Annotated in this window: 17 protein-coding genes; 5 read left to right on the forward strand and 12 right to left on the reverse strand. The window is 68.2% G+C overall.

Going from position 1 to position 18,477, the window contains the following annotated elements; translation table 11 throughout:
• The first annotated feature begins 241 nt into the window (after positions 1-241).
• Both HCC78_RS16865 and HCC78_RS16870 read left to right on the forward strand, forming a co-directional pair.
• Positions 242-1,135, forward strand: coding sequence for a 5'-methylthioadenosine/S-adenosylhomocysteine nucleosidase (locus HCC78_RS16865; RefSeq protein WP_172329964.1), 894 nt, complete (start codon positions 242-244; stop codon positions 1,133-1,135).
• Positions 1,136-1,245: 110 nt separating this feature from the next.
• Positions 1,246-3,465 (forward strand): DEAD/DEAH box helicase, encoded by a 2,220-nt coding sequence (locus HCC78_RS16870; RefSeq protein ID WP_172329965.1) that lies wholly within the window; start codon positions 1,246-1,248, stop codon positions 3,463-3,465.
• Between the two features lie 414 nt (positions 3,466-3,879).
• On the opposite strand, the gene HCC78_RS16875 is transcribed toward HCC78_RS16870, so the two are convergent.
• The 6 genes from HCC78_RS16875 to mutM all read right to left on the reverse strand — a co-directional run bounded on the left by HCC78_RS16875 (position 3,880) and on the right by mutM (position 9,796).
• Complete coding sequence (locus tag HCC78_RS16875; protein WP_172329966.1) at positions 3,880-4,326, reverse strand: GNAT family N-acetyltransferase; 447 nt, start codon at positions 4,324-4,326, stop codon at positions 3,880-3,882.
• 83 nt (positions 4,327-4,409) lie between these two features.
• Positions 4,410-5,528, reverse strand: coding sequence for a DNA polymerase III subunit beta (gene dnaN, locus HCC78_RS16880; RefSeq protein WP_172329967.1), 1,119 nt, complete (start codon positions 5,526-5,528; stop codon positions 4,410-4,412).
• Between the two features lie 139 nt (positions 5,529-5,667).
• Positions 5,668-7,119 carry a chromosomal replication initiator protein DnaA gene (dnaA, locus tag HCC78_RS16885; RefSeq protein ID WP_216671198.1) on the reverse strand — a complete coding sequence of 484 codons (1,452 nt, stop codon included), beginning with the start codon at positions 7,117-7,119 and terminating at the stop codon, positions 5,668-5,670.
• Positions 7,120-7,741: 622 nt separating this feature from the next.
• Positions 7,742-8,005 carry a 30S ribosomal protein S20 gene (gene rpsT / locus HCC78_RS16890; protein WP_172329969.1) on the reverse strand — a complete coding sequence of 88 codons (264 nt, stop codon included), beginning with the start codon at positions 8,003-8,005 and terminating at the stop codon, positions 7,742-7,744.
• Positions 8,006-8,100: 95 nt separating this feature from the next.
• A complete protein-coding gene (locus tag HCC78_RS16895) occupies positions 8,101-8,877 on the reverse strand; it encodes an enoyl-CoA hydratase-related protein (protein ID WP_172329970.1) in 777 nt (258 codons plus the stop codon).
• A 61-nt stretch (positions 8,878-8,938) separates the two neighbouring features.
• Positions 8,939-9,796 carry a bifunctional DNA-formamidopyrimidine glycosylase/DNA-(apurinic or apyrimidinic site) lyase gene (mutM, locus tag HCC78_RS16900; protein ID WP_172329971.1) on the reverse strand — a complete coding sequence of 286 codons (858 nt, stop codon included), beginning with the start codon at positions 9,794-9,796 and terminating at the stop codon, positions 8,939-8,941.
• A gap of 112 nt (positions 9,797-9,908) precedes the next feature.
• On the opposite strand from mutM, the gene ubiE reads away from it, so the two are divergent.
• From ubiE to HCC78_RS16915, 3 genes are all read left to right on the forward strand, one after another.
• Positions 9,909-10,661, forward strand: coding sequence for a bifunctional demethylmenaquinone methyltransferase/2-methoxy-6-polyprenyl-1,4-benzoquinol methylase UbiE (ubiE, locus tag HCC78_RS16905; RefSeq protein ID WP_172329972.1), 753 nt, complete (start codon positions 9,909-9,911; stop codon positions 10,659-10,661).
• Positions 10,662-12,188: a 2-polyprenylphenol 6-hydroxylase gene (ubiB, locus tag HCC78_RS16910; protein WP_172329973.1), complete on the forward strand. Its 1,527-nt coding sequence runs from the start codon at positions 10,662-10,664 to the stop codon at positions 12,186-12,188.
• A gap of 104 nt (positions 12,189-12,292) precedes the next feature.
• On the forward strand, positions 12,293-12,700 hold the full coding sequence (locus tag HCC78_RS16915; protein ID WP_172329974.1) for an RcnB family protein: 408 nt from the start codon (positions 12,293-12,295) through the stop codon (positions 12,698-12,700).
• A 3-nt stretch (positions 12,701-12,703) separates the two neighbouring features.
• Here the strand turns inward: HCC78_RS16915 and HCC78_RS16920 are convergent, their stop codons facing one another.
• From HCC78_RS16920 to mreC, 6 genes are all read right to left on the reverse strand, one after another.
• Positions 12,704-12,925: a hypothetical protein gene (locus HCC78_RS16920; protein WP_172329975.1), complete on the reverse strand. Its 222-nt coding sequence runs from the start codon at positions 12,923-12,925 to the stop codon at positions 12,704-12,706.
• An 81-nt stretch (positions 12,926-13,006) separates the two neighbouring features.
• Entirely contained in the window at positions 13,007-13,933 is a 927-nt protein-coding gene (locus HCC78_RS16925) for a glyoxylate/hydroxypyruvate reductase A (protein ID WP_172329976.1), read from the reverse strand.
• Positions 13,934-13,939: 6 nt separating this feature from the next.
• Positions 13,940-15,079: a rod shape-determining protein RodA gene (gene rodA / locus HCC78_RS16930; protein ID WP_172329977.1), complete on the reverse strand. Its 1,140-nt coding sequence runs from the start codon at positions 15,077-15,079 to the stop codon at positions 13,940-13,942.
• Positions 15,076-17,016 (reverse strand): penicillin-binding protein 2, encoded by a 1,941-nt coding sequence (mrdA, locus tag HCC78_RS16935; protein WP_172329978.1) that lies wholly within the window; start codon positions 17,014-17,016, stop codon positions 15,076-15,078. Before mrdA ends, rodA begins: the two co-directional genes overlap by 4 nt.
• The gene (locus HCC78_RS16940; RefSeq protein ID WP_172329979.1) at positions 17,013-17,549 is read right to left on the reverse strand and encodes a rod shape-determining protein MreD; all 537 of its coding nucleotides are present in this window, start codon (positions 17,547-17,549) and stop codon (positions 17,013-17,015) included. Before HCC78_RS16940 ends, mrdA begins: the two co-directional genes overlap by 4 nt.
• Positions 17,542-18,450 (reverse strand): rod shape-determining protein MreC, encoded by a 909-nt coding sequence (gene mreC, locus HCC78_RS16945; RefSeq protein ID WP_172329980.1) that lies wholly within the window; start codon positions 18,448-18,450, stop codon positions 17,542-17,544. The genes HCC78_RS16940 and mreC overlap by 8 nt, the downstream gene beginning before the upstream one ends.
• Positions 18,451-18,477: the final 27 nt, after the last annotated feature.

Raw genomic sequence — 18,477 nt, forward strand, 5'->3', positions numbered from 1 at the left:
TCTAAATAGAGGTTTTCCGGATCACGATTAACGGCTCCGAAGGATTTTCCGCCGGCAGATTCGGTCAGCGCGGGAACCTTTTCGGGGAGCTGCGCGTTTAGCGCGACTTCCGCGGCCGATTCGTTAACGCCGGAACGGTCCGCGCGGCGCCTGCTGCCCATCGCCGCGCGGCCGCTGCCGCGCTTGACCGCGGCGGCCCGGCAGCCCAGCCTGAACGCATTTCCGCCACCGGAGCCTGTCCATGACCGTCCGCGCCGCCGCCCTCTGCCTCGCCGCCTTCTCCCTGCCTGCCGCCGCCCAGGACGCGCCGTCCCGCATCGCGGTGATGTCGGCCTTCGCCCCGGAATGGGGGATGCTGGTCGAGGCGCTGGAGGGCGCGGAAAGCACCAGCCTCAACGGCGTGACCTTCGTCACGGGACGCCTGGCGGGCCAGGAGGTCGTGCTGTTCCTGTCGGGCATTTCCATGGTCAATGCGGCAATGACGACGCAGCTGGCGCTGGACCATTTCGACGTCTCCGCCATCGTCTTTTCCGGCATCGCCGGCGGCGTCGACCCGTCGCTGCATATCGGCGACGTGGTCGTGGCCGGGCAGTGGGGGTCCTACCTGGAGGCGCTGCTGGCCCGCGAGACATCGGACGGCTACATGCAACTGCCCTTCGTGCCGACGGATTTCCCCAATTACGGCATGATCTTCCCGAAGGCGGTGGAGGTGATGCGCGAGGGCATCGACGCGCCCGAGCGGAAATTCTGGTTCGAGGCCGATCCCGCCCTGCTGGCCACGGCGGAGAAGGTTGCCGCCGAGATCGAGTTCGAGGATTGCGCGTCCGAAACCGATTGCCTCAGCGAGCCCCCCGAGGTCGTGGTCGGCGGCAACGGCGTCTCGGGCATGGCCTTCCTCGACAATGCGGATTTCCGCCGATACGTCTTCGAGACCTTCGACGCCCATGTGGTCGACATGGAAAGCGCGGCGGTCGCCCAGGTGGCCTGGGCCAACCAGGTGCCGTTCATCGCCTTCCGCTCGCTGTCGGATCTGGCGGGCGGCGGCGAGGGCGCAAACGAGATGGGCACGTTCTTCGCGCTGGCGGCCGGAAACTCGGCGACTTTGGTCACCGCCTTCCTTGCGGCGCTGGAGTGACAGGTAACGATCTGCCGCCGACGCCTGTGGACAAAGGGTCGCGCTTCCGCTAGAGGTCCCCATTCCTTGCGCCGGGACGGACCCCGCGCCGACCCGATGGACACGCCCCCATGATCACGACCCTCCAAGATGCCCTCGCCGAGCGCGGGTATGACAGCCTGACCTCCGTCCAGGAGGCCGTCACCAATCCCGAGCTCGCCGACAGCGACCTTCTCGTTTCCGCGCAGACCGGCTCCGGCAAGACGGTGGGCTTCGGCCTCGCCATCGCGCCGACGCTGCTGGGAGAGGCCGAGACGCTGGGCCCGGCGGCCGCGCCGCTGGCGCTGGTCGTGGCACCGACGCGGGAACTGGCGCTGCAGGTCGCGCGCGAACTGGGCTGGCTCTATGCCAAGGCGGGCGCAAGGATCTCGACCTGCATCGGCGGCATGGACGCCCGCGACGAGCGCCGTTCGCTGGAGCGCGGCGCGCATATCGTCGTCGGCACCCCCGGCCGCCTGCGCGACCACATCACCCGCGGCTCGCTGGATCTGAACGACATCCGCGCCGTCGTGCTCGACGAGGCCGACGAGATGCTCGATCTCGGCTTCCGCGAAGACCTGGAATTCATGCTGGGCGAGGCGCCCGAAGAGCGCCGCACGCTGCTGTTCTCCGCGACCGTGCCGCGCACGATCGAGGACATGGCGCGCACCTACCAGCGCGACGCGGTCCGCGTGACCACGCTCGACAAGGGCTCGCAGCATACCGACATCACCTACCAGGCCGTGCAGGTCTCGCCGGGCGACGAGGAAAACGCGATCATCAACCTGCTGCGCTTCCACGATGCGCCGACCGCGATCGTCTTCGCCAATACCCGCGCGGCCGTGACCCGGCTGTCGGCGCGGCTGGCGAACCGCGGCTTCCTCGTGGCCAGCCTCTCGGGCGAGCTCAGCCAGGACGAGCGCAGCCATGCGCTCCAGTCGATGCGCGACGGCCGGGCGCGGGTCTGCGTGGCCACCGACGTGGCGGCGCGCGGCATCGACCTGCCGAATCTCGATCTGGTGGTCCATGCCGACCTGCCGCAGAGCACCGAGGCGCTGCTGCACCGTTCGGGCCGGACCGGCCGGGCCGGGCGCAAGGGCATCTCGGCGCTGATCGTCACCGACCGCGCCGTGAACAAGGCGGGCCGCATCCTGAAATGGGCGAAGGTCCAGGCGGAATGGGTGTTTGCGCCCTCCGCCGACGAGATCCTCGACAAGGACGAGGCGCGCCTGCTGGATGACGAGGCCTGGTCGCAGGAGCCGAACGAGCGCGAGGCCGCTTTCGCCGCCAAGCTGATCGAGGCCTTCACCCCCGAGCAGATCGCGATTGCCTGCTTCCGCCTCTACCAGAACAAGCTGTCGGCCCCCGAGGAGCTGAACGTCGCGCCGATGCGCAAGCCGCGCGACGACCGCGAGCCGCGCGAACGCGGCGAGCGTCCCGAGCGCCGCGAATTCGGTCCCTCGGTCTGGGCGAAGCTGTCGATCGGCCGCGACAAGAACGCGGAGCCGCGCTGGATCCTGCCGCTGCTGTGCCGCGCGGGCGGGCTCGACAAGACCCAGATCGGCAAGATCCGGGTGACGGATGAGGCGACCTATGTGGAACTGGCCGAGGCGGCCGGTCCGGGCCTCGGCGCGCATCTGGGCGAGGGCGGCGTGCTGGAGGACGACATCCGCCTGGAGATGGTCGACAGCGTGCCCGACGAGGTGACCCGCCCGGCGCCCCGGCGCACCGGTGGCCCGCGCCGCGACCGCGACGACGATGCCCGTCCGCACCGCAAGGGCCCGCCGCGCCGCGACCGCGAGGCGGCAGCCGAGGGCGGTTCGTCCTACCGTTCCGCGCCTGCCGGCGACGCTCCGCGTCCGCCGCGTCCCGTGCGCCGCGAGGAGGGCGAGTTCCGGCCGAAGAAGCGCGAGTTCTCCCGCGACGGCGACCGCGACGAGCGCCCTAAGAAGCGCGAATTTTCCCGTGACGGCGATGCCGGCGAATTCCGCAAGAAGCGCGACTTCGACCGTGGCGGCGACGACAAGCGCCCGGCGGCGAAGCCGAAGGACGCGCGGTTCGGCGATGCCTCGAAGAGCTTCCGCCGTCCCGAAGCGGGCGAGCATTCCAAGTCGCGCCGTCCCGCGGGCGACAAGCCCTGGGCCAAGAAGGACGGCGACGAGCGTCCGCGTTCGGGCTTCGGCAAGCCGCGCGCCGCGGGCGAAGGCGCCAAGCCGCCCTACCGCGCCAAGACCGAAGGGTTCCGGCCGAAGACTGCAGGCGCCAAGCCGCGCCCGGCAGGCGGGCCGAAGAAGCCCGGCAAGAAATTCTGAGAACACAGGAAGGGGGCCCGCGCGGCCCCCTTTTTCATGCCGCCGGATCCCCGCGGCCGGTCCGGTGCAGCCCCGCCGGGCAGGGTATCCCCGCATCTGCCCTGCCACAGGGCAAGCAGGTCTTGGGCAGGGGAGTCGTGGCGCATCATCGACCGGAAGGCGGCTGCGGGAGCTGCAGCGAAGCGCCCGGCGGGCGCGCCCGCTGGCTGCGGATGCGTTGCCTGGTTTCAGGCGCTCCAAGGCCACGCTGCCCGTGAGGCAGGCTGCGGGCCTGCCAGAACGCGGATACCGGAAAGCTGCCCCCGCCAGCGCGCCCGGTGCCGGTCCTGCCCGGGGCGGCCGCGCAGATCGCCTCAGCCCCCGCTGCGCTCGCCTGCCTGTTTGCCGGACCGGAGCAACGCGGTGCCGGATGCGTCAGTCGAGCCGTTTCTCGTAGAACACCCGGGCGAAGCCGTCCTGTTCGCCGCGGCCGGTCTCCACGTAGCCCAGCCGCGGATAGATCGACAGGTTCGCCTCCATCTTCTGGTTGGTGTGGAGCGTCACCAGCGGCAGGCCCAGCCGCCGCGCCTCCGCCTCGCAGAAGGCAATGAGCGCCTTGCCGATGCCCTGGCCCGCCGCTTCCGGCAGCACGCCGATGGCATCGAGATGCATGGCGCCGTCCTCGGGGCAGAAGATGACGTAGCCTGCGACCCTGCCTGTGGCGTCTGCCGAGACATGGGTCTGCCCGGCGGCGATCTTCGCGGCGAAATCGGCATCCATCGGGGCCGGGCGGCGGCCGATCAGCGGCACGTAGCGGGCGAAGGCCGCTTCGGCGCAGGCGCGGATGGCTGCTTCGTCCGCGGGAAGGGCAGGGCGGATCATGGCGGGCTCTCCTCTGGCTGGGCCCAAGAAAAAACCGCGCCTTTCGGGGGCGCGGTTCGCAAGGTCCGGGACGCGGGGACGCGTCAGACGCGCATCGGCATCACGACATAGACGGCGGAGGTGTCGGAGCCCTCGCGCATCAGCGTCGGGTCGCCGGAGCTGTTGAACATGAAGACGGCGTTCTCGCGGTCGACCTGGGAGGCGATCTCCAGCAGGTATTTCGCGTTGAAGCCGATCTCCAGCTTCTCGTCGCCATAGGCCACGGCCAGCTCCTCGGTCGCGGCGCCGCTGTCGGGCGCGTTGACCGACAGGACCAGCCGGTCCTCGTCCATGGAGAGCTTCACCGCGCGGGAGCGCTCGGACGACACGGTCGCGACGCGGTCCACCGCCTTGGCGAAATCGGCGGCATCGACCTCCAGCCGCTTCGGGTTGTTGGCGGGAATGACGCGGGTGTAGTCGGGGAAGGTGCCGTCGATCACCTTCGAGGTCAGCGTCACGTCCGGCGTGGCGAAGCGCACCTTGGTCTCCGAGACCGAGACGGCGATGTCGGCATCGTCTTCGTCCAGCAGCTTCCGCAGCTCGCCCACGGTCTTGCGCGGCACGATCACGCCCGGCATCTCCTCGGCGCCCGAGGGCAGCTCCGCGTCGATGCGGGCCAGCCGGTGGCCGTCGGTCGCGACGCAGCGCAGCACGCGGCCTTCCTCGGACTCGGCGACATGCATGTAGACGCCGTTGAGGTAGTAGCGGGTCTCCTCGGTGGAGATCGCGAATTTCGACTTGTCGAAGAGGCGGCGCAGCACCTCGGCCTTCACGGTGAAGTTCGAGCTGTACTGGCTCGAGGGCATGACCGGGAAGTCTTCCTTCGGCAGGGTGTTCAGCTGGAACTGCGACCGGCCGGCCTCGACGGTCACGATGTTGGAGGTCGGGTCGGCATTCAGCGTCACCAGCGCGCCGTCGGGCAGCTTGCGGACGATCTCGTGCAGGGTCACGGCGGAGACCGTGGTCGACCCGGCGCGCTCGACCATGGCCGGGGCCTTGTCGACGACCTCGATGTCCAGGTCCGTCGCGCGGAAGGTGACGTCCGATCCCTCTGCCTCGACCAGGACGTTGCCGAGGATCGGGATCGTGTTGCGCCGCTCGACGACGGACTGTGCCTGCGATACCGCGCGAAGCAGTGCGGCACGTTCGATGCTGATCCTCATGGCGCGCAACCTTTTCCGGTGGGACGGGATTGCGACACTATCCTAAAGGCCCGTCGGCTCAAGCCCCTTTCGGCAGGTTTTACAGGCGCTAACGCCGAATGCCCGCGGATGCGGCAGAATGACCACACCGCCGGAGGCGTCACGCCTCCAGCGATCGGCGCAGCAGCTCCAGATCGTCTGCGATCTGGGTGTCCTTTTCCTTCAGTTCCTCGATGCGCTTCACGCCGTGCATGATGGTGGTGTGGTCGCGCCCGCCGAAGCGGCGGCCGATTTCCGGAAGGCTGCGGGTGGTCATGTACTTGCACAGGTACATGGCGATCTGGCGCGGCCGGGCGACGGTGCGCACGCGGGTCGGGCCGATCATTTCGCTGAGGCGGATGTTGTAGTGCTCGGCCACGCGGCGCTGGATCTCGTCGATGGACACCTTGCGCTCGGAGGCGCGCAGGATGTCGGCGAGGCAGTCCTGGGTCATCGCCATGTCGATCTTGCGGCCGACCAGCGAAGCCATCGCGAAGAGCCGCATCAGCGCGCCTTCCAGCACGCGGACATTGGTGCTGATCCGGTGGGAGAGGAATTCCAGCACGCCGTTCTCGATCGACAGCTGCGGATACTGCTCCGCATAGGCCTCGACCTTCTGCTGCAGGATGCCGAGCCGCAGCTCGTAGTCGGTGGGGTGCAGGTCGACGACCAGGCCGGACTGCAGCCGCGACACGATGCGGTTCTCCATGTCCGACATCTCGGTCGGCGTGCGGTCGCCGGAGATGACGATCTGCTTGTTCTGGTCCACCAGCGCGTTGAACGTGTGGAAGAACTCCTCCTGGGTGGAGTCCTTGCCGGCGATGAACTGGACGTCATCGACCATCAGCACGTCGACCGAGCGGAAGAGCTGCTTGAAATCCATCATCTGCTTCTCGCGCAGCGCCTGCACGAAGCGGTACATGAACTGCTCGGCCGAGAGGAACAGGATGTTCAGCCCCGGCTGCTGCTGGCGCATGTGCCAGGCGATGGCGTGCATCAGGTGGGTCTTGCCCAGGCCGACGCCGCCGTAGAGGAACAGCGGATTGAAGGTCACCGGGCCGCCCTCGGCGACGCGGCGCGCCGCGGCATGGGCCAGCTCGTTGGGCTTGCCGACCACGAAGGTGTCGAAGGTGTAGCGCGCATCCAGCGCGGCGCCGTGCACGTCGGTGCCGTTCAGCGAGCCGCGCGGGCGGGCCGGAACGGCCTCGGCCTGGGCTGCCGGAGCAGGGGCTGCGGCAGGCGCGCGTGCTGCGGCAGCGGCGGGGGCAGGGGCCGCATCGGAATCCGCGGTGGCCGGCACGCGGTCGCGGATGCAGGGGGTGCGGGCGGCGGCATTGGCCACCTCGAAGACCAGGCGGCTGGCCTCTTCGCCAGCCTGGTGCAGGCTGATCAGGATGGCATCGCCGAAGTTGCGGTTCACCCAGGTCCCGAAGAAGCTCGTCGGCACGGAGAGCCGCACGACGCCTTCCTCGCAGGAACGGAACGAGATGGGTTGGATCCAGGTCTGGTAGTTGTTTTCCCCGACTTGCTGACGGAGTGCGCCTTGAACCTTGCCCCAAGTCTCTTCGGTCATCTGCTCCAAACCCGTATCCTTGACTGCTGCCACGTGCAGCTTGACTGCTTCACTCATCTTTGCCGCCCGTTCCTCCCTGCCCGGAGGACAGAACAGCCGTTCCCGCGCAGGGCGCGGGTTGGCGGCCGGAACACGGCCGCACGGAAGGACCCGGGCCCGAACGATCGGCCCGGAGCACTTCCGGTTCATTTCTGGACATTTTGACCGGCTGGCCTGGCAGGGCCGATGAGCCGGGGTCCGCGTGCAGGTCTTCCTGCTTCTGCGGACGCGATGCGTTGGTCAAACCGGAGAGGGCCCTGTTCTGCCTGTGACAGGGCGGGACCCTCCGGTCCGATCAGCGTATCCATGTCCCCCAAGTACGACGCGAGTCGCCTAGGAAATTTATCAACGCCGCCGGAGGGGGCGCAACAGAACTTCGAAGTTGACAGGTTTTTAAGGAAATCCGAATCCGACAGCGTTGCTGAATTAGTATTTCCTAACAAAAAAGAACGCGGCGGACGATTTTCATCGTCAGCCGCGCTGGGGTCCGGAGTCCGGAGGCGCCCGGCCGGGCCGGGTGCGCAGGTATCTCAGTAGCTTCGCTGCCTCCGCCCGCGAAGGGGGCAGGGGCAAAGCCGGAGGATCAGGCGATCGCCTTCACGCGGGCGGAAAGACGGGACATCTTACGGGCCGCGGTGTTCTTGTGCAGGATGCCCTTTGTGACGCCGCGCATCAGCTCGGGCTGGGCGGACTGCAGGGCAGTTGCAGCGGCGGACTTGTCGCCGGTTGCGATGGCTTCTTCCACCTTGCGCAGGAAGGTGCGGATCCGCGACTTGCGGTTTTTGTTGACGGCGGCGCGGCGCTCGTTCTGGCGGGCGCGCTTCTTGGATTGTGGCGTGTTGGCCATGTGACAGCTTCCCAACGATTGCAGGGTGAATTTGTGAAGCGCGTCGTTAGACCCGACTCGGCCGTAAGTCAAGCGCCTGTGGACAAGTTCCGGCCCTATTTGTCCCGGAACTGCGCTTCGCGCTTCTCGAGATAGGCGGCCATGCCCTCTTTCTGGTCGTTCGTCCCGAACAGGGCATGGAACATGCGCCGCTCGTAGAGCAGCCCTTCGCGCAGCGGCATCTCGAAGGCGCGGTTCACCACCTCCTTCACCGCGCGGGTGCTGACGGTGGATTTCTCGCCGATCCGCGAGGCGGCGGTGCGGGCTTCCTCGGCCAGCTTCTTGACCGGCACGACACGGCTGACGAGGCCTGCGCGCTCGGCTTCCTCGGCCGACATGAAGCGCCCGGTCATCAGCATGTCCATCGCCTTGGCCTTGCCGATGGCGCGGACCAGGCGCTGGGTGCCGCCGAGTGCGGGAATCACCCCCAGGTTGACGTCGGGCATGCCGAACTTGGCGCTGTCCGCGGCGATCACGAGGTCGCACATCATCGCCAGCTCGCAGCCTGCGCCCACGGCATAGCCCGACACGGCGGCGATCACCGGCTTGCGGCAGCGGATCAGAGGGTCGGCATCGGGGCCGTAGTAGCTGCCGCAGAACAGGTCGGCGAAGCTCGCCTCGGCAAGCTCGGACACGTCGACGCCCGCGGAGAACACCTTCTCGTTGCCGCACAGCATGATGCAGCGCACCTTGTCGTTGCGGTCCGCCGATTGCAGCGCATCGGTGAGTTCGGCGGTCATCAGCTTGTTGAGGGAGTTCTTTGCGTCCGGACGGTTCAGCTTGATCTGGGCGATGTGGTCATCGACCTCTACGATCAGCGTCTCATAGGCCATGGGGACTGCCCTGATTGTTTCAACAGCCCACAGCCTTAACAGCCTCAGCCGCGCGTTCAAGCTATCTTTGGCATTTCGGACAGTAGAAGGACGACCGCGAAGACTGGACGATTCGCGTTACGGTGCCTGTGCAGCCGTCGGTCGGGCAGGGCTGCCCTTCGCGATCATAGACACGGAATCCGTGCTGGAAATAGCCCAGATCGCCCGAAGCCTGACGAAAGTCGCGCAGCGAGGATCCGCCGGCCGCGATCGCCTCTTCCAGCACCTGCCGGATGGCGGCGTGCAGCACCGCGATCCGCGCCGCCGAGATGTGCCCGGCAAGCCGCTTCGGCGAGATGCCCGACCGGTGCAGCGCCTCGCAGACATAGATGTTCCCCAGCCCCGCCACGATCTTCTGGTCGAGAAGCGCCGCCTTCACCGGGCTCGCCTTGCCGCGGAACGCCTCGGCCAGATGCGCCGCGCTGAAGGCGTTGCCCAGCGGTTCCGGCCCGAGCTTGTCCAGCAGCTTGTGGCCGGTTTCGGTCGGGAACAGGTCCATCGCCCCGAAGCGGCGCGGATCGTTGAAGGTCACCCGCATGCCGTTGTCGAAATCCAGAACCACATGGTCATGCTTTTCCGGCGCGGCGTGGCCATGGACATAAGTTCCTATGGCAACGGCATTTTCATCCTTCGTCACCAGCATCCGCCCGGACATGCCGAGATGGATCAGCAGCGTCTCGCCGCCGTCGAGATCGGCCAGCAGGTATTTCGAGCGCCGCCGCAGCGCCGCCACATGGCGCCCGGCCAGCCGCTCGGCCATGCGGTCCGGGAAGGGCCAGCGCAGGTCGGGGCGGTTGACCTGGGCACGGGTGATCACGGCATCGGCCATCACCGGCTCCAGTCCGCGGCGGACGGTCTCGACCTCGGGCAATTCGGGCATGGGATCCTCTCGGGACGTTCACAGACTGCCGCAGGAGCGTGAGCCGCTATCGCGTTGCTCCCCCGGCGGGGCGTCCTATAAGGAGGGTGAAACGACCGAGGCGGCAAGACCCATGAGTGACGCGGAAAGCAAGACCACCCATTTCGGTGCCAAGACAGTGCGCGAGGACGAGAAGGCCGGGCTGGTCCATGGCGTCTTCTCCTCGGTGGCGAACAAGTACGACGTGATGAACGACGTCATGTCCATGGGCATCCACCGCCTGTGGAAGGACGCGATGATGGACTGGCTGGCGCCGCGCGGCGGGATGAAGTCGCTCGACGTTGCGGGCGGCACCGGCGACATCGCCTTCCGCATCCTGAAGCGCGCCCCCGGCGCCGAGGTCACCGTGCTCGACCTGACCGAGGACATGCTGATCGAGGGCCAGCGCCGCGCCGAGGCGGAAAGCTTCGCCGACCGGCTGACCTGGGTGGTGGGCGACGCGATGGCGCTGCCGTTCGAAGACAACACCTTCGACACCTACACGATCAGCTTCGGCATCCGGAACGTGACCCGCGTCCAGGACGCGCTGAACGAGGCCTACAGGGTGCTCAAGCCCGGCGGGCGGCTCCTGGTGCTGGAATTCAGCCAGCTGCCCTCTGCGCCCTTGCAGAAGGCCTACGACCTCTATTCGTTCAATGTGATCCCTCGCATGGGCCAGGCGATCGCCAATGACCGCGACAGCTACCAGTACCTGGTGGAGTCGATCCGCAACTTCCCCGACCAGGAGACCTTCGCCGGGATGATCCGGCTGGCGGGCTTCGGGCAGGTGAAGTACCGCAACCTGTCCATGGGCATCGCCGCGCTGCATTCGGGCTGGAAGATCTAGGTGCGCGGCCCCCACAATATCTGGCGGCTCGTCCGGACCGGCGCGACCTTCGAACGGACCGGCGCGATGAAGCTGGTGCTCGACGCGATGGACGCGCCGAAGCCCCTGCGCATTGCCGCCCGCGTGCTCGGCTGGCCGTTCAAGTGGCTGGGGATCGAGGGCGATCCGTCGATGCCGCCCGCCACCCGCGCGCTGACCGCTCTGGGACCGGCCTACATCAAGTTCGGCCAGGTGCTGTCGACCCGGCCCGACGTGGTCGGCGACGACCTGGCGCGCCAGCTGCGCGTGCTGCAGGACCGGCTGCCGCCGTTCTCGCTGGCCGAGGCGCGGGTGCAGATCGAGCGCGAGCTGGAAAAGCCGGTCGAGGAGATCTTCTCCGAGCTGAGCGAACCGATCGCTGCCGCCTCGATCGCGCAGGTCCATCAGGGACGTCTGGCCGAGACCGGCGAGAAGGTCGCCGTCAAGGTGCTGCGCCCGGGCATCGAGCGCGCCTTCCGCAAGGATGTCGACGCCTTCTACCTGGCCGCGCGGCTGGTGGAGCTGCTGTCGCCCTCGTCGCGCCGCCTGCGGCCGATGGACGTGATCCGGCATTTCGACGGGGTGGTGCGCGGCGAGCTGGACCTGCGGCTGGAATCCTCGGCGGCCGCCGAATACGCGGCGACCACGGCCAAGGACGAGGGCTTCTGCGTGCCGGCGGTCCACTGGGCCTATTCCTCGCGCCGGGTGATGACGCTGGAATGGGCGAACGGCATCAACGCCAACGATCTGGACGCGATCGACGCGGCCGGCGTGGACCGTGCCGCCGCGGGCGAGCGCGTGCTGCAGATGTTCCTGAACCACGCGCTCAGGGACGGCTATTTCCATGCCGACATGCATCAGGGCAACCTGAAGATCACCGCCGCGGGCGAGATCGTGGCGATGGATTTCGGCATCATGGGCCGGATCGACGAATATACCCGCCGGGTCTATGCCGAGATCCTGTTCGGCTTCATCCGCAAGGATTACCGCCGCGTCGCCGAGGTGCATTTCGAGGCGGGCTACGTCCCGGCCGACCAGGACATCGACGAATTTGCCCGTGCGCTGCGGGTCATCGGCGAGCCGATCTTCGGCATGGATGCCTCGCGGATCTCGATGGCGCGGCTGCTGGCCTATCTCTTCGAGGTGACCGAACGTTTCGGCATGCAGACCCGGACCGAGCTGATCCTGCTGCAGCGCACCATGGTGGTGGTCGAAGGGGTGGCGCGCTCGCTGAACCCGCACATCAACATCTGGGACGTTGCCCGTCCGGTGGTCGAGACCTACATCGCCAAGAATGTCGGGGTGCATGCGCTGGCGCGCGACCTGGCGCTGACGGCGCGGGTGCTGACCCGGATCGGACCGCGGCTGCCGGGACTGGCGGAGGCGGCCCTGGTCGCCCAGTCGCAGCCCAAGCCGCAGCCCGGGCGCGCCGGCGGGATCCTGTGGTTCCTCGCAGGCGCCGGGACGGCCGCGGCCTGCATCCTGATCGGCACGCAAATCCCGTCCTGAGTGTTTCCGCCTGGGCGGAAACCCGCCCGCGGCGAGAAGATTTCTTCGACATCGGGGACCCTTTCCGGCATTCGGAGGTTCACAGGGGGAAAGGAGATCTTCCGATGCTCAAGAAGACAGTGACCACTACGCTCTGCCTCGCGGTCCTCGCTGCGCCGGTGCTTGCCGAGCCGCACGGGCACAAGCCTGGCTGGAAGAAGCATGGCGATGGCCATCACGAACGCTCCCATGACGACCGCGACGGCCGCTACTGGCTCGCCGGGAACGGCAACGGCCATGGCAACGGAAACGGCAACTTCGTGCCGCCGGGGCTGGACAAGAAGCCGGGCAACATGCCGCCGGGCCAGTACAAGAAGATCCACGGCGACCGGATCGACTGGCACGACTACCGCCTGCCGCGGCCGCCGGACGGGCAGATCTATGTCCGCCAGGGCGACCAGCTCTACCGGGTGATGCGCGACACCATGATCGTGGCCGCGGCCCTCGGCGTGATCTCGCAATACCTCAAGTAGCGCTCAGCGCCGCCGCTTCGGGGAGCTCTTCCCCGAAGCCCAGGGCATCCACATGTCGATCCAGGCCTCCGTGCCGGAATTCACGGCCTCGGTCCATTGCGCCTGGCAGGTCTTCATCATCGCCTGCTGCTGGCGCGTGACTTCCTTCGCCCAATCCTCCTGCGCGGCACGGGCGGTGCGGTGGTAGTCGCTGAGCCAGGCGCTCATGAACGGGTTCTTCTTCACCTTGCCGGGCCTCCTCTGCAGATAGTTTCCTTTAGGGTACCACAAAAACGCGCGCCGTGCCGACTGCGCCTTTCGGGCAGGTCAGTAGCCCGCCGCCCGGTCGACGAGATTGAGCAGCGGAAGGCCCGACTCGCAGCGCCTGACGTTCTCCGCGATCACCCGCGAGGCCGAGGCCGCTCGCGTTTCCGCAGCGATATGCGGCGTCACCGTGACCTTGGGATGCGCCCAGAACGGGTGCTCCGCGGGCAGCGGCTCGGTGCGGAACACGTCCAGTGTGGCATGGCCCAGATGGCCGGCATCCAGCGAGGCCAGCAGTGCCGCCTCGTCGACCAGCGCGCCGCGGCCGGGATTGATGACCGCCGCGCCCTGCGGCATCCGCGCCAGGGTTGCGGCATTCACGATGTTCTCGGTCTCGGGCGTGCGCGGCAGCAGCAGCACCAGGATCTCGGCCCGCGCCAGCGCTTCGTCCAGTCCGTCCGCGCCGGAGAGGCAGGTGATTCCCTCGATCTCCTTCGGACGGCGGCTCCAGCCCGCCACGTCGAAGCGCAGGCCCGCCAGCGCCTGCGCGCAGGCGGTGCCGAGCTGGCCCAGCCCCAGCACAGTCACCTTGCGGTCGCGCGCCAGCGGCGGGACGACCTTGTTCCAGCCGGTGGCGCCGATGAAGCGGTCGATCCCCAGATGGTAGCGCAGCACATGGCCGGTGACGTATTCGACCATGCCCTCGGTCAGGCTGTCATCGACCATCCGCGCCAGCGGCTGGGTCAGGGTCTTGTCGCCGACGATGGTCTCCACCCCGGCCCAGAGGCTCAGCACGGCCTTGGCGTTGGTAAAGGGCGTGAAATCGGGCACGGTGCCGGGCAGGTAGACGAGGTAGTCCACCGCGGCCGGATCGGGGCAGGTTGGGGACAGCACTGCGGCGACGCCCGCCTGCTTCAGGGCGACCAGCAGCGGGCCCTTGTAGCGGCGCCAGGCCTCGTGGCCGCCGGTGAAGTAGATGTTCGCAGTCATGGTGGATTACCTCGGACGGTGCACATGGGCGCTCTGGACAAGGCCGAAGGCGCCGAGCAGCACCATCATCGCCGAGCCGCCGTAGCTGACCAGCGGCAGGGGCACGCCGACCACCGGCGCCATGCCCATGACCATCGCCATGTTGACGGAGAAGAACAGGAAGAAGGTCGCCGCGATCCCGAGGATCAAGAGCGACGAGAAGCGGTCGCGGTTGGCCAGCGCGGAGACGTAGCAGAAGACCAGCACCAGCGCGTAGAGACCCAGCAGCGACGAGGCCCCGACGAAGCCGAATTCCTCGGCCAGGGTGGTGAAGATGAAGTCGGTATGCTTCTCGGGCAGGAAGTTCAGCCGCGACTGCGTCCCCTGCATGAAGCCGCGGCCGGTCCAGCCGCCCGAGCCGAGCGCGATCGTCGCCTGGGTGATGTGGTACCCCGCGCCCAGCGGATCGGTGGTCGGGTCGAGGAAGGTGTCGATGCGGCGGAACTGGTAGTCCTTGATCAGCTGCCAGTCGGTGCCGCGCGAGGCCATGACGGCATAGACCAGCGACGCGCCCGAGGCGATCACCGCCAGGAAGTAGGCCCAGTGGACGCCCGCCAGCCACATGATGAAGCCGCCGCCCGCCAGAAGCAGGATCGCGGTGCCCAAGTCGGGCTGCTTCAGCACCAGCGCGGTCGGCACCAGGATCAGCAGGATCGGCGGCAGCATCCACAGCGGCCGGCTGACCTTGTCGACGTCGAGCCAGTCGTAATAGGCCGCCAGCACCATGATCAGCGCGATCTTCATCAGTTCGGAGGGCTGGAGCTGGAAGAAGCCGAGATCGATCCAGCGCTGCGCGCCCATGCCGATTTCGCCCATGATCTCCACCGCCACCAGCAGGAGCAGCGCCACCGCGTAGGCGACGAAGGAGACGTTGCGCCAGAACCAGATCGGCACCATCGCGACGGCGAACATCGCGGCCATCCCGGCGGCGAAGCGCTCCATCTGCGGTTCCATCCAGGGCTGTGGCGAGCCTCCGGCCACGGAATAGAGCATCAGGAAGCCGACCGAGCAGATCGCGCTGAGCAGGAAGACCAGCGGCCAGTTGAGATATAGCACCTTGCGGATGCCCGAAGGCACCGTCTTCACCGCGTATTCGAGATAGCTCATGCCCGGCTCTTTCCCTTGCCGGTCCGGAACTGGTCGCGCATCGGCATGGCCTCGAAGCGCGCGGCCACCTCGTCGCGCTGCGAGGACGGATAGGCCGAGAGCGGCGGCACGCCGCCCGACATCGCCGCCAGCAGCACGTCGCGCGCGATCGGCGCCGCGGCCGAGGAGCCGCCGCCGCCATGCTCCACGATCACTGCCACCGCATAGCGCGGCGACGGCACCGGGCCGTAGGCGACGAACAGCGCGTGGTCGCGCCGTTCCCAGGGCAGCTGGTCGTTGCGGGTCACGCCGCGGGCGCGCTCGGCCTTGGTGATGTTGCGGACCTGGCTGGTGCCGGACTTGCCGGCGATCTTCATGGCGTCATCCACGACCCGGCTGCGGTAGCCGGTGCCGCGGTTGGAGTTGCTGACCGCGTCCATCCCGCCCTGCACCGCGCGCAGGTGGCGCGGATTCAGGCCCAGCGGCTCGGCGCTGACCGGCTGCTCGACCCCGTCGATGGTCTTGATCAGCCGCGGCACCACCGCGTTGCCGCTGGCGATCCGCGCCGTCATCACCGCGAGCTGCAGCGGCGAGGCCAGCACGTAGCCCTGGCCGATCGAGGCGTTCACCGTGTCGCCGATCTGCCAGTCCTGGCCGTAGCTCTTTCGCTTCCAGTCCTTGTTGGGCGCGATGCCCTCGGAGACCGCGGAAAGCGGCAGGTCGAAGCGGGTTCCGAGGCCCAGCCGCTGCGCCATGGCGGAAATGCGGTCGATCCCGACCTTCTGCGCTACGTTGTAGTAGTAGACGTCGCAGCTCTGCTGCAGCGAGGCATTGAGGTTCACCGTGCCGTGGCCGCCATGCTTCCAGCAGTGGAAGCGGCGGCCGCCGGTCTCCAGGTAGCCCGGGCACCATTCGGTGCTTTCGGGCGTGATCACACCGGCCTCCAGCGCGGCGAGCCCGACGACCATCTTGAAGGTCGAGCCGGGCGGATAGGTGCCCTGCACGGTCTTCGAGGCCAGCGGCCGGTACTTGTTGCCGGTCAGCGCCTTGTAGTCGGCCACCGAGATGCCGCGGACGAACAGGTTCGGGTCGAAGCTGGGCGAGGAGACCGCGGCAACGATGTCGCCGTTGGTGGTGTCGACCACCACCACGCCCGAGCTTTCGCCGTCGAGCCGCGCCTGTGTGAAGTTCTGCAGCCCGGCATCGATGGTCAGCTGCAGGTTCTTGCCGGACGCGCCCTCGGTGCGGGACAGCTCGCGCATCACCCGGCCGACGGCGTTGACCTCGATCTGGCTGTTGCCTGCCTTGCCGCGCAGCACCTCTTCCATCCGCGCCTCGACGCCCGACTTGCCGATCTGGAACTTCGGGATCTGCATCAGCGGATCGGGGTCTTCCATCTTGGACAGGTCGTAGTCGCTGACCGGGCCGACATAGCCGGTGACATGGGCGAAATCCTGGCCCAGCGGATAGTTGCGGGTCTGGCCGACCTCCGGCCGGACGCCGGGCAGGGCGGGCGCGTTGATCGCCACCCGCGCGAGATCCTCCCAGGGCAGCTGGTCCTTGACCGTCACCGGCACGAAGGCGGAGCGGCGGCCGACCTCGCGCAGCGTGCGCTCGATATCCTCGGGCGACAGCGGGATCAGCTCGGACAGCCGCTCCAGCACCGCGGCGACATCGCCGGCATCCTCGCGCACGATCACCACGCGGTAGTTCTGGTCGTTCTCGGCGACCGGGCGGCCCTGGCGGTCGAAGATCAGCCCGCGCTGCGGCGCCAGCAGCCGCACGTTGATGCGGTTTTCCTCGGCCAGCATGCGGTACTCGTCGGCCTGCTCGACCTGCATGTGGCGCAGGCGCAGCCCCAGCGCGCCCATCATCGCGACCTGCAGCCCGCCGAGGACAAGGCCGCGGCGGGTGATCATCCCCGCGCTTTTCTCGACATCTTTTTCGGAACGCTTCATGTCCGGGTCCTTCGGATCACCCCTTGAGGGTAGTCGAGGCGGCGGATCCCGGCAAGCCGCAGGGCAAGCGCGGGAAGGGGATATGCCGCGATGGTGACCGCTGTCGCCGCCAGCATGTGCGCCAGCGGCGCATGGCTGGCCAGCGTGACGGTCAGCAGCACCCAGTCGGCCAGAGCCATCGCCGAGATCAGCAGCGCCACCAGCGCCCATTCCATCGCGAAGGACAGCGGCCGCGCGGTGCGGCGCCGGCTGCGCAGCACTTCGGACGCCGCCAGCGCCAGCGCCGCCCAGAGCCCGGGCGGGCGCTGCAGCATCAGGTCGGCGGTCAGCATCACCGCGGCGATCAGCAGGACCGGCACCTGCTCGGGACGGCGCAGCACCCAGGCAAAGGTCAGCCCGGTCAGCAGGTCGGGTCCGGGCAGCCCCCCGGGCGGGATCCAGAGCGGCATCAGCAGCACCGCCATCAGCCCCAGCGCGGCCCCCGCATAGGCGGCATGCGCAAGCCAGAGCCGGAGCCCGCGCGACCTAGCCATCGGGCAGGTCCGGGCCCTGCATCTCCGGCGCGGCGAGCATCGGGTTGGGCTCGATCAGCCGGCCGGCATCGTCGATCTTCTCGCGTTCGGGCGTGCGCAGCACCTGCAGCACCTCGAGCCGCGAGTAATCCGCCGCCAGCCGCACACGCAGCCGCCCGTCCGGGGTCTGGGCCACCTGGCCGACCAGCAGTCCCGGCGGCAGCACGCCGCCCGCGCCGGACGTCACCACCCGGTCGCCCGGCCGCACCAGCTCGGCGCTTTCGAGGAATTCGATGAAGGGCGCGACCGTGTTGTCGCCCTGCAGCAGCGCCTTCTGCCCGGAGGGCTGGATGGTCACCGGCACGGCCGAGTTCGAGTCGGTCAGCAGCAGCACCCGCGAGGTGTTCTGCGCGACGCCGGAGATGCGGCCGACCACGCCCAGCCCGTCCATCACGGCCCAGCCGTCGCGGATGCGGTCATGCGCGCCGATATTGATCAGCACCGACTGGCGGAAGGGCGAGCCCGAGTCGGCCAGAACCGTGCCGCTGACATAGGTCAGCTTGGGATCGAGCCGCACGTTGTTGAGGTCCAGCAGCTTGGCGTTCTTCTGCTCGAGCTGGAGCGCCGCCTCCTTCCAGGCCTTCATCTGCTGGAGTTCGCGGCGCAGTTGCTGGTTCTGCTCCCAGAGCCGGTTGTAGGACTGGAAGTCCTCGGCGATCTTGCCCGCCCAGGTCACCGGCGCGGTCACCCAGGCGAAGCGCGGCGCCAGCTCGTCGATCACCGCCATGCGCAGGCGCTCGGCGCGCGGGCTGTCGATCCGCCAGAACAGGAAGATCCCCAGCAGGCACAGGATCAGGATCCCGACCAGGATGCGCCGGATCGGGCGGGTATAGGGGGCGCTGCTGTCCTTGTCCTGTGGCAATCCGGACCTCTCGACCGAAGCCTGACG

The sequence above is a fragment of the Mangrovicoccus sp. HB161399 genome (assembly GCF_013184745.1).
Taxonomy (GTDB): domain Bacteria; phylum Pseudomonadota; class Alphaproteobacteria; order Rhodobacterales; family Rhodobacteraceae; genus Mangrovicoccus.

Bases quoted from the DNA above. Each gene is read 5' to 3' on its own strand.
- HCC78_RS16865 (WP_172329964.1), top strand. From the start codon at position 242: ATGACCGTCCGCGCCGCCGCCCTCTGCCTCGCCGCCTTCTCCCTGCCT.
- HCC78_RS16870 (WP_172329965.1), top strand. From the start codon at position 1,246: ATGATCACGACCCTCCAAGATGCCCTCGCCGAGCGCGGGTATGACAGC.
- HCC78_RS16875 (WP_172329966.1), bottom strand. From the start codon at position 4,326: ATGATCCGCCCTGCCCTTCCCGCGGACGAAGCAGCCATCCGCGCCTGC.
- dnaN (WP_172329967.1), bottom strand. From the start codon at position 5,528: ATGAGGATCAGCATCGAACGTGCCGCACTGCTTCGCGCGGTATCGCAG.
- dnaA (WP_216671198.1), bottom strand. From the start codon at position 7,119: ATGACCGAAGAGACTTGGGGCAAGGTTCAAGGCGCACTCCGTCAGCAA.
- rpsT (WP_172329969.1), bottom strand. From the start codon at position 8,005: ATGGCCAACACGCCACAATCCAAGAAGCGCGCCCGCCAGAACGAGCGC.
- HCC78_RS16895 (WP_172329970.1), bottom strand. From the start codon at position 8,877: ATGGCCTATGAGACGCTGATCGTAGAGGTCGATGACCACATCGCCCAG.
- mutM (WP_172329971.1), bottom strand. From the start codon at position 9,796: ATGCCCGAATTGCCCGAGGTCGAGACCGTCCGCCGCGGACTGGAGCCG.
- ubiE (WP_172329972.1), top strand. From the start codon at position 9,909: ATGAGTGACGCGGAAAGCAAGACCACCCATTTCGGTGCCAAGACAGTG.
- HCC78_RS16915 (WP_172329974.1), top strand. From the start codon at position 12,293: ATGCTCAAGAAGACAGTGACCACTACGCTCTGCCTCGCGGTCCTCGCT.
- HCC78_RS16925 (WP_172329976.1), bottom strand. From the start codon at position 13,933: ATGACTGCGAACATCTACTTCACCGGCGGCCACGAGGCCTGGCGCCGC.
- rodA (WP_172329977.1), bottom strand. From the start codon at position 15,079: ATGAGCTATCTCGAATACGCGGTGAAGACGGTGCCTTCGGGCATCCGC.
- mrdA (WP_172329978.1), bottom strand. From the start codon at position 17,016: ATGAAGCGTTCCGAAAAAGATGTCGAGAAAAGCGCGGGGATGATCACC.
- HCC78_RS16940 (WP_172329979.1), bottom strand. From the start codon at position 17,549: ATGGCTAGGTCGCGCGGGCTCCGGCTCTGGCTTGCGCATGCCGCCTAT.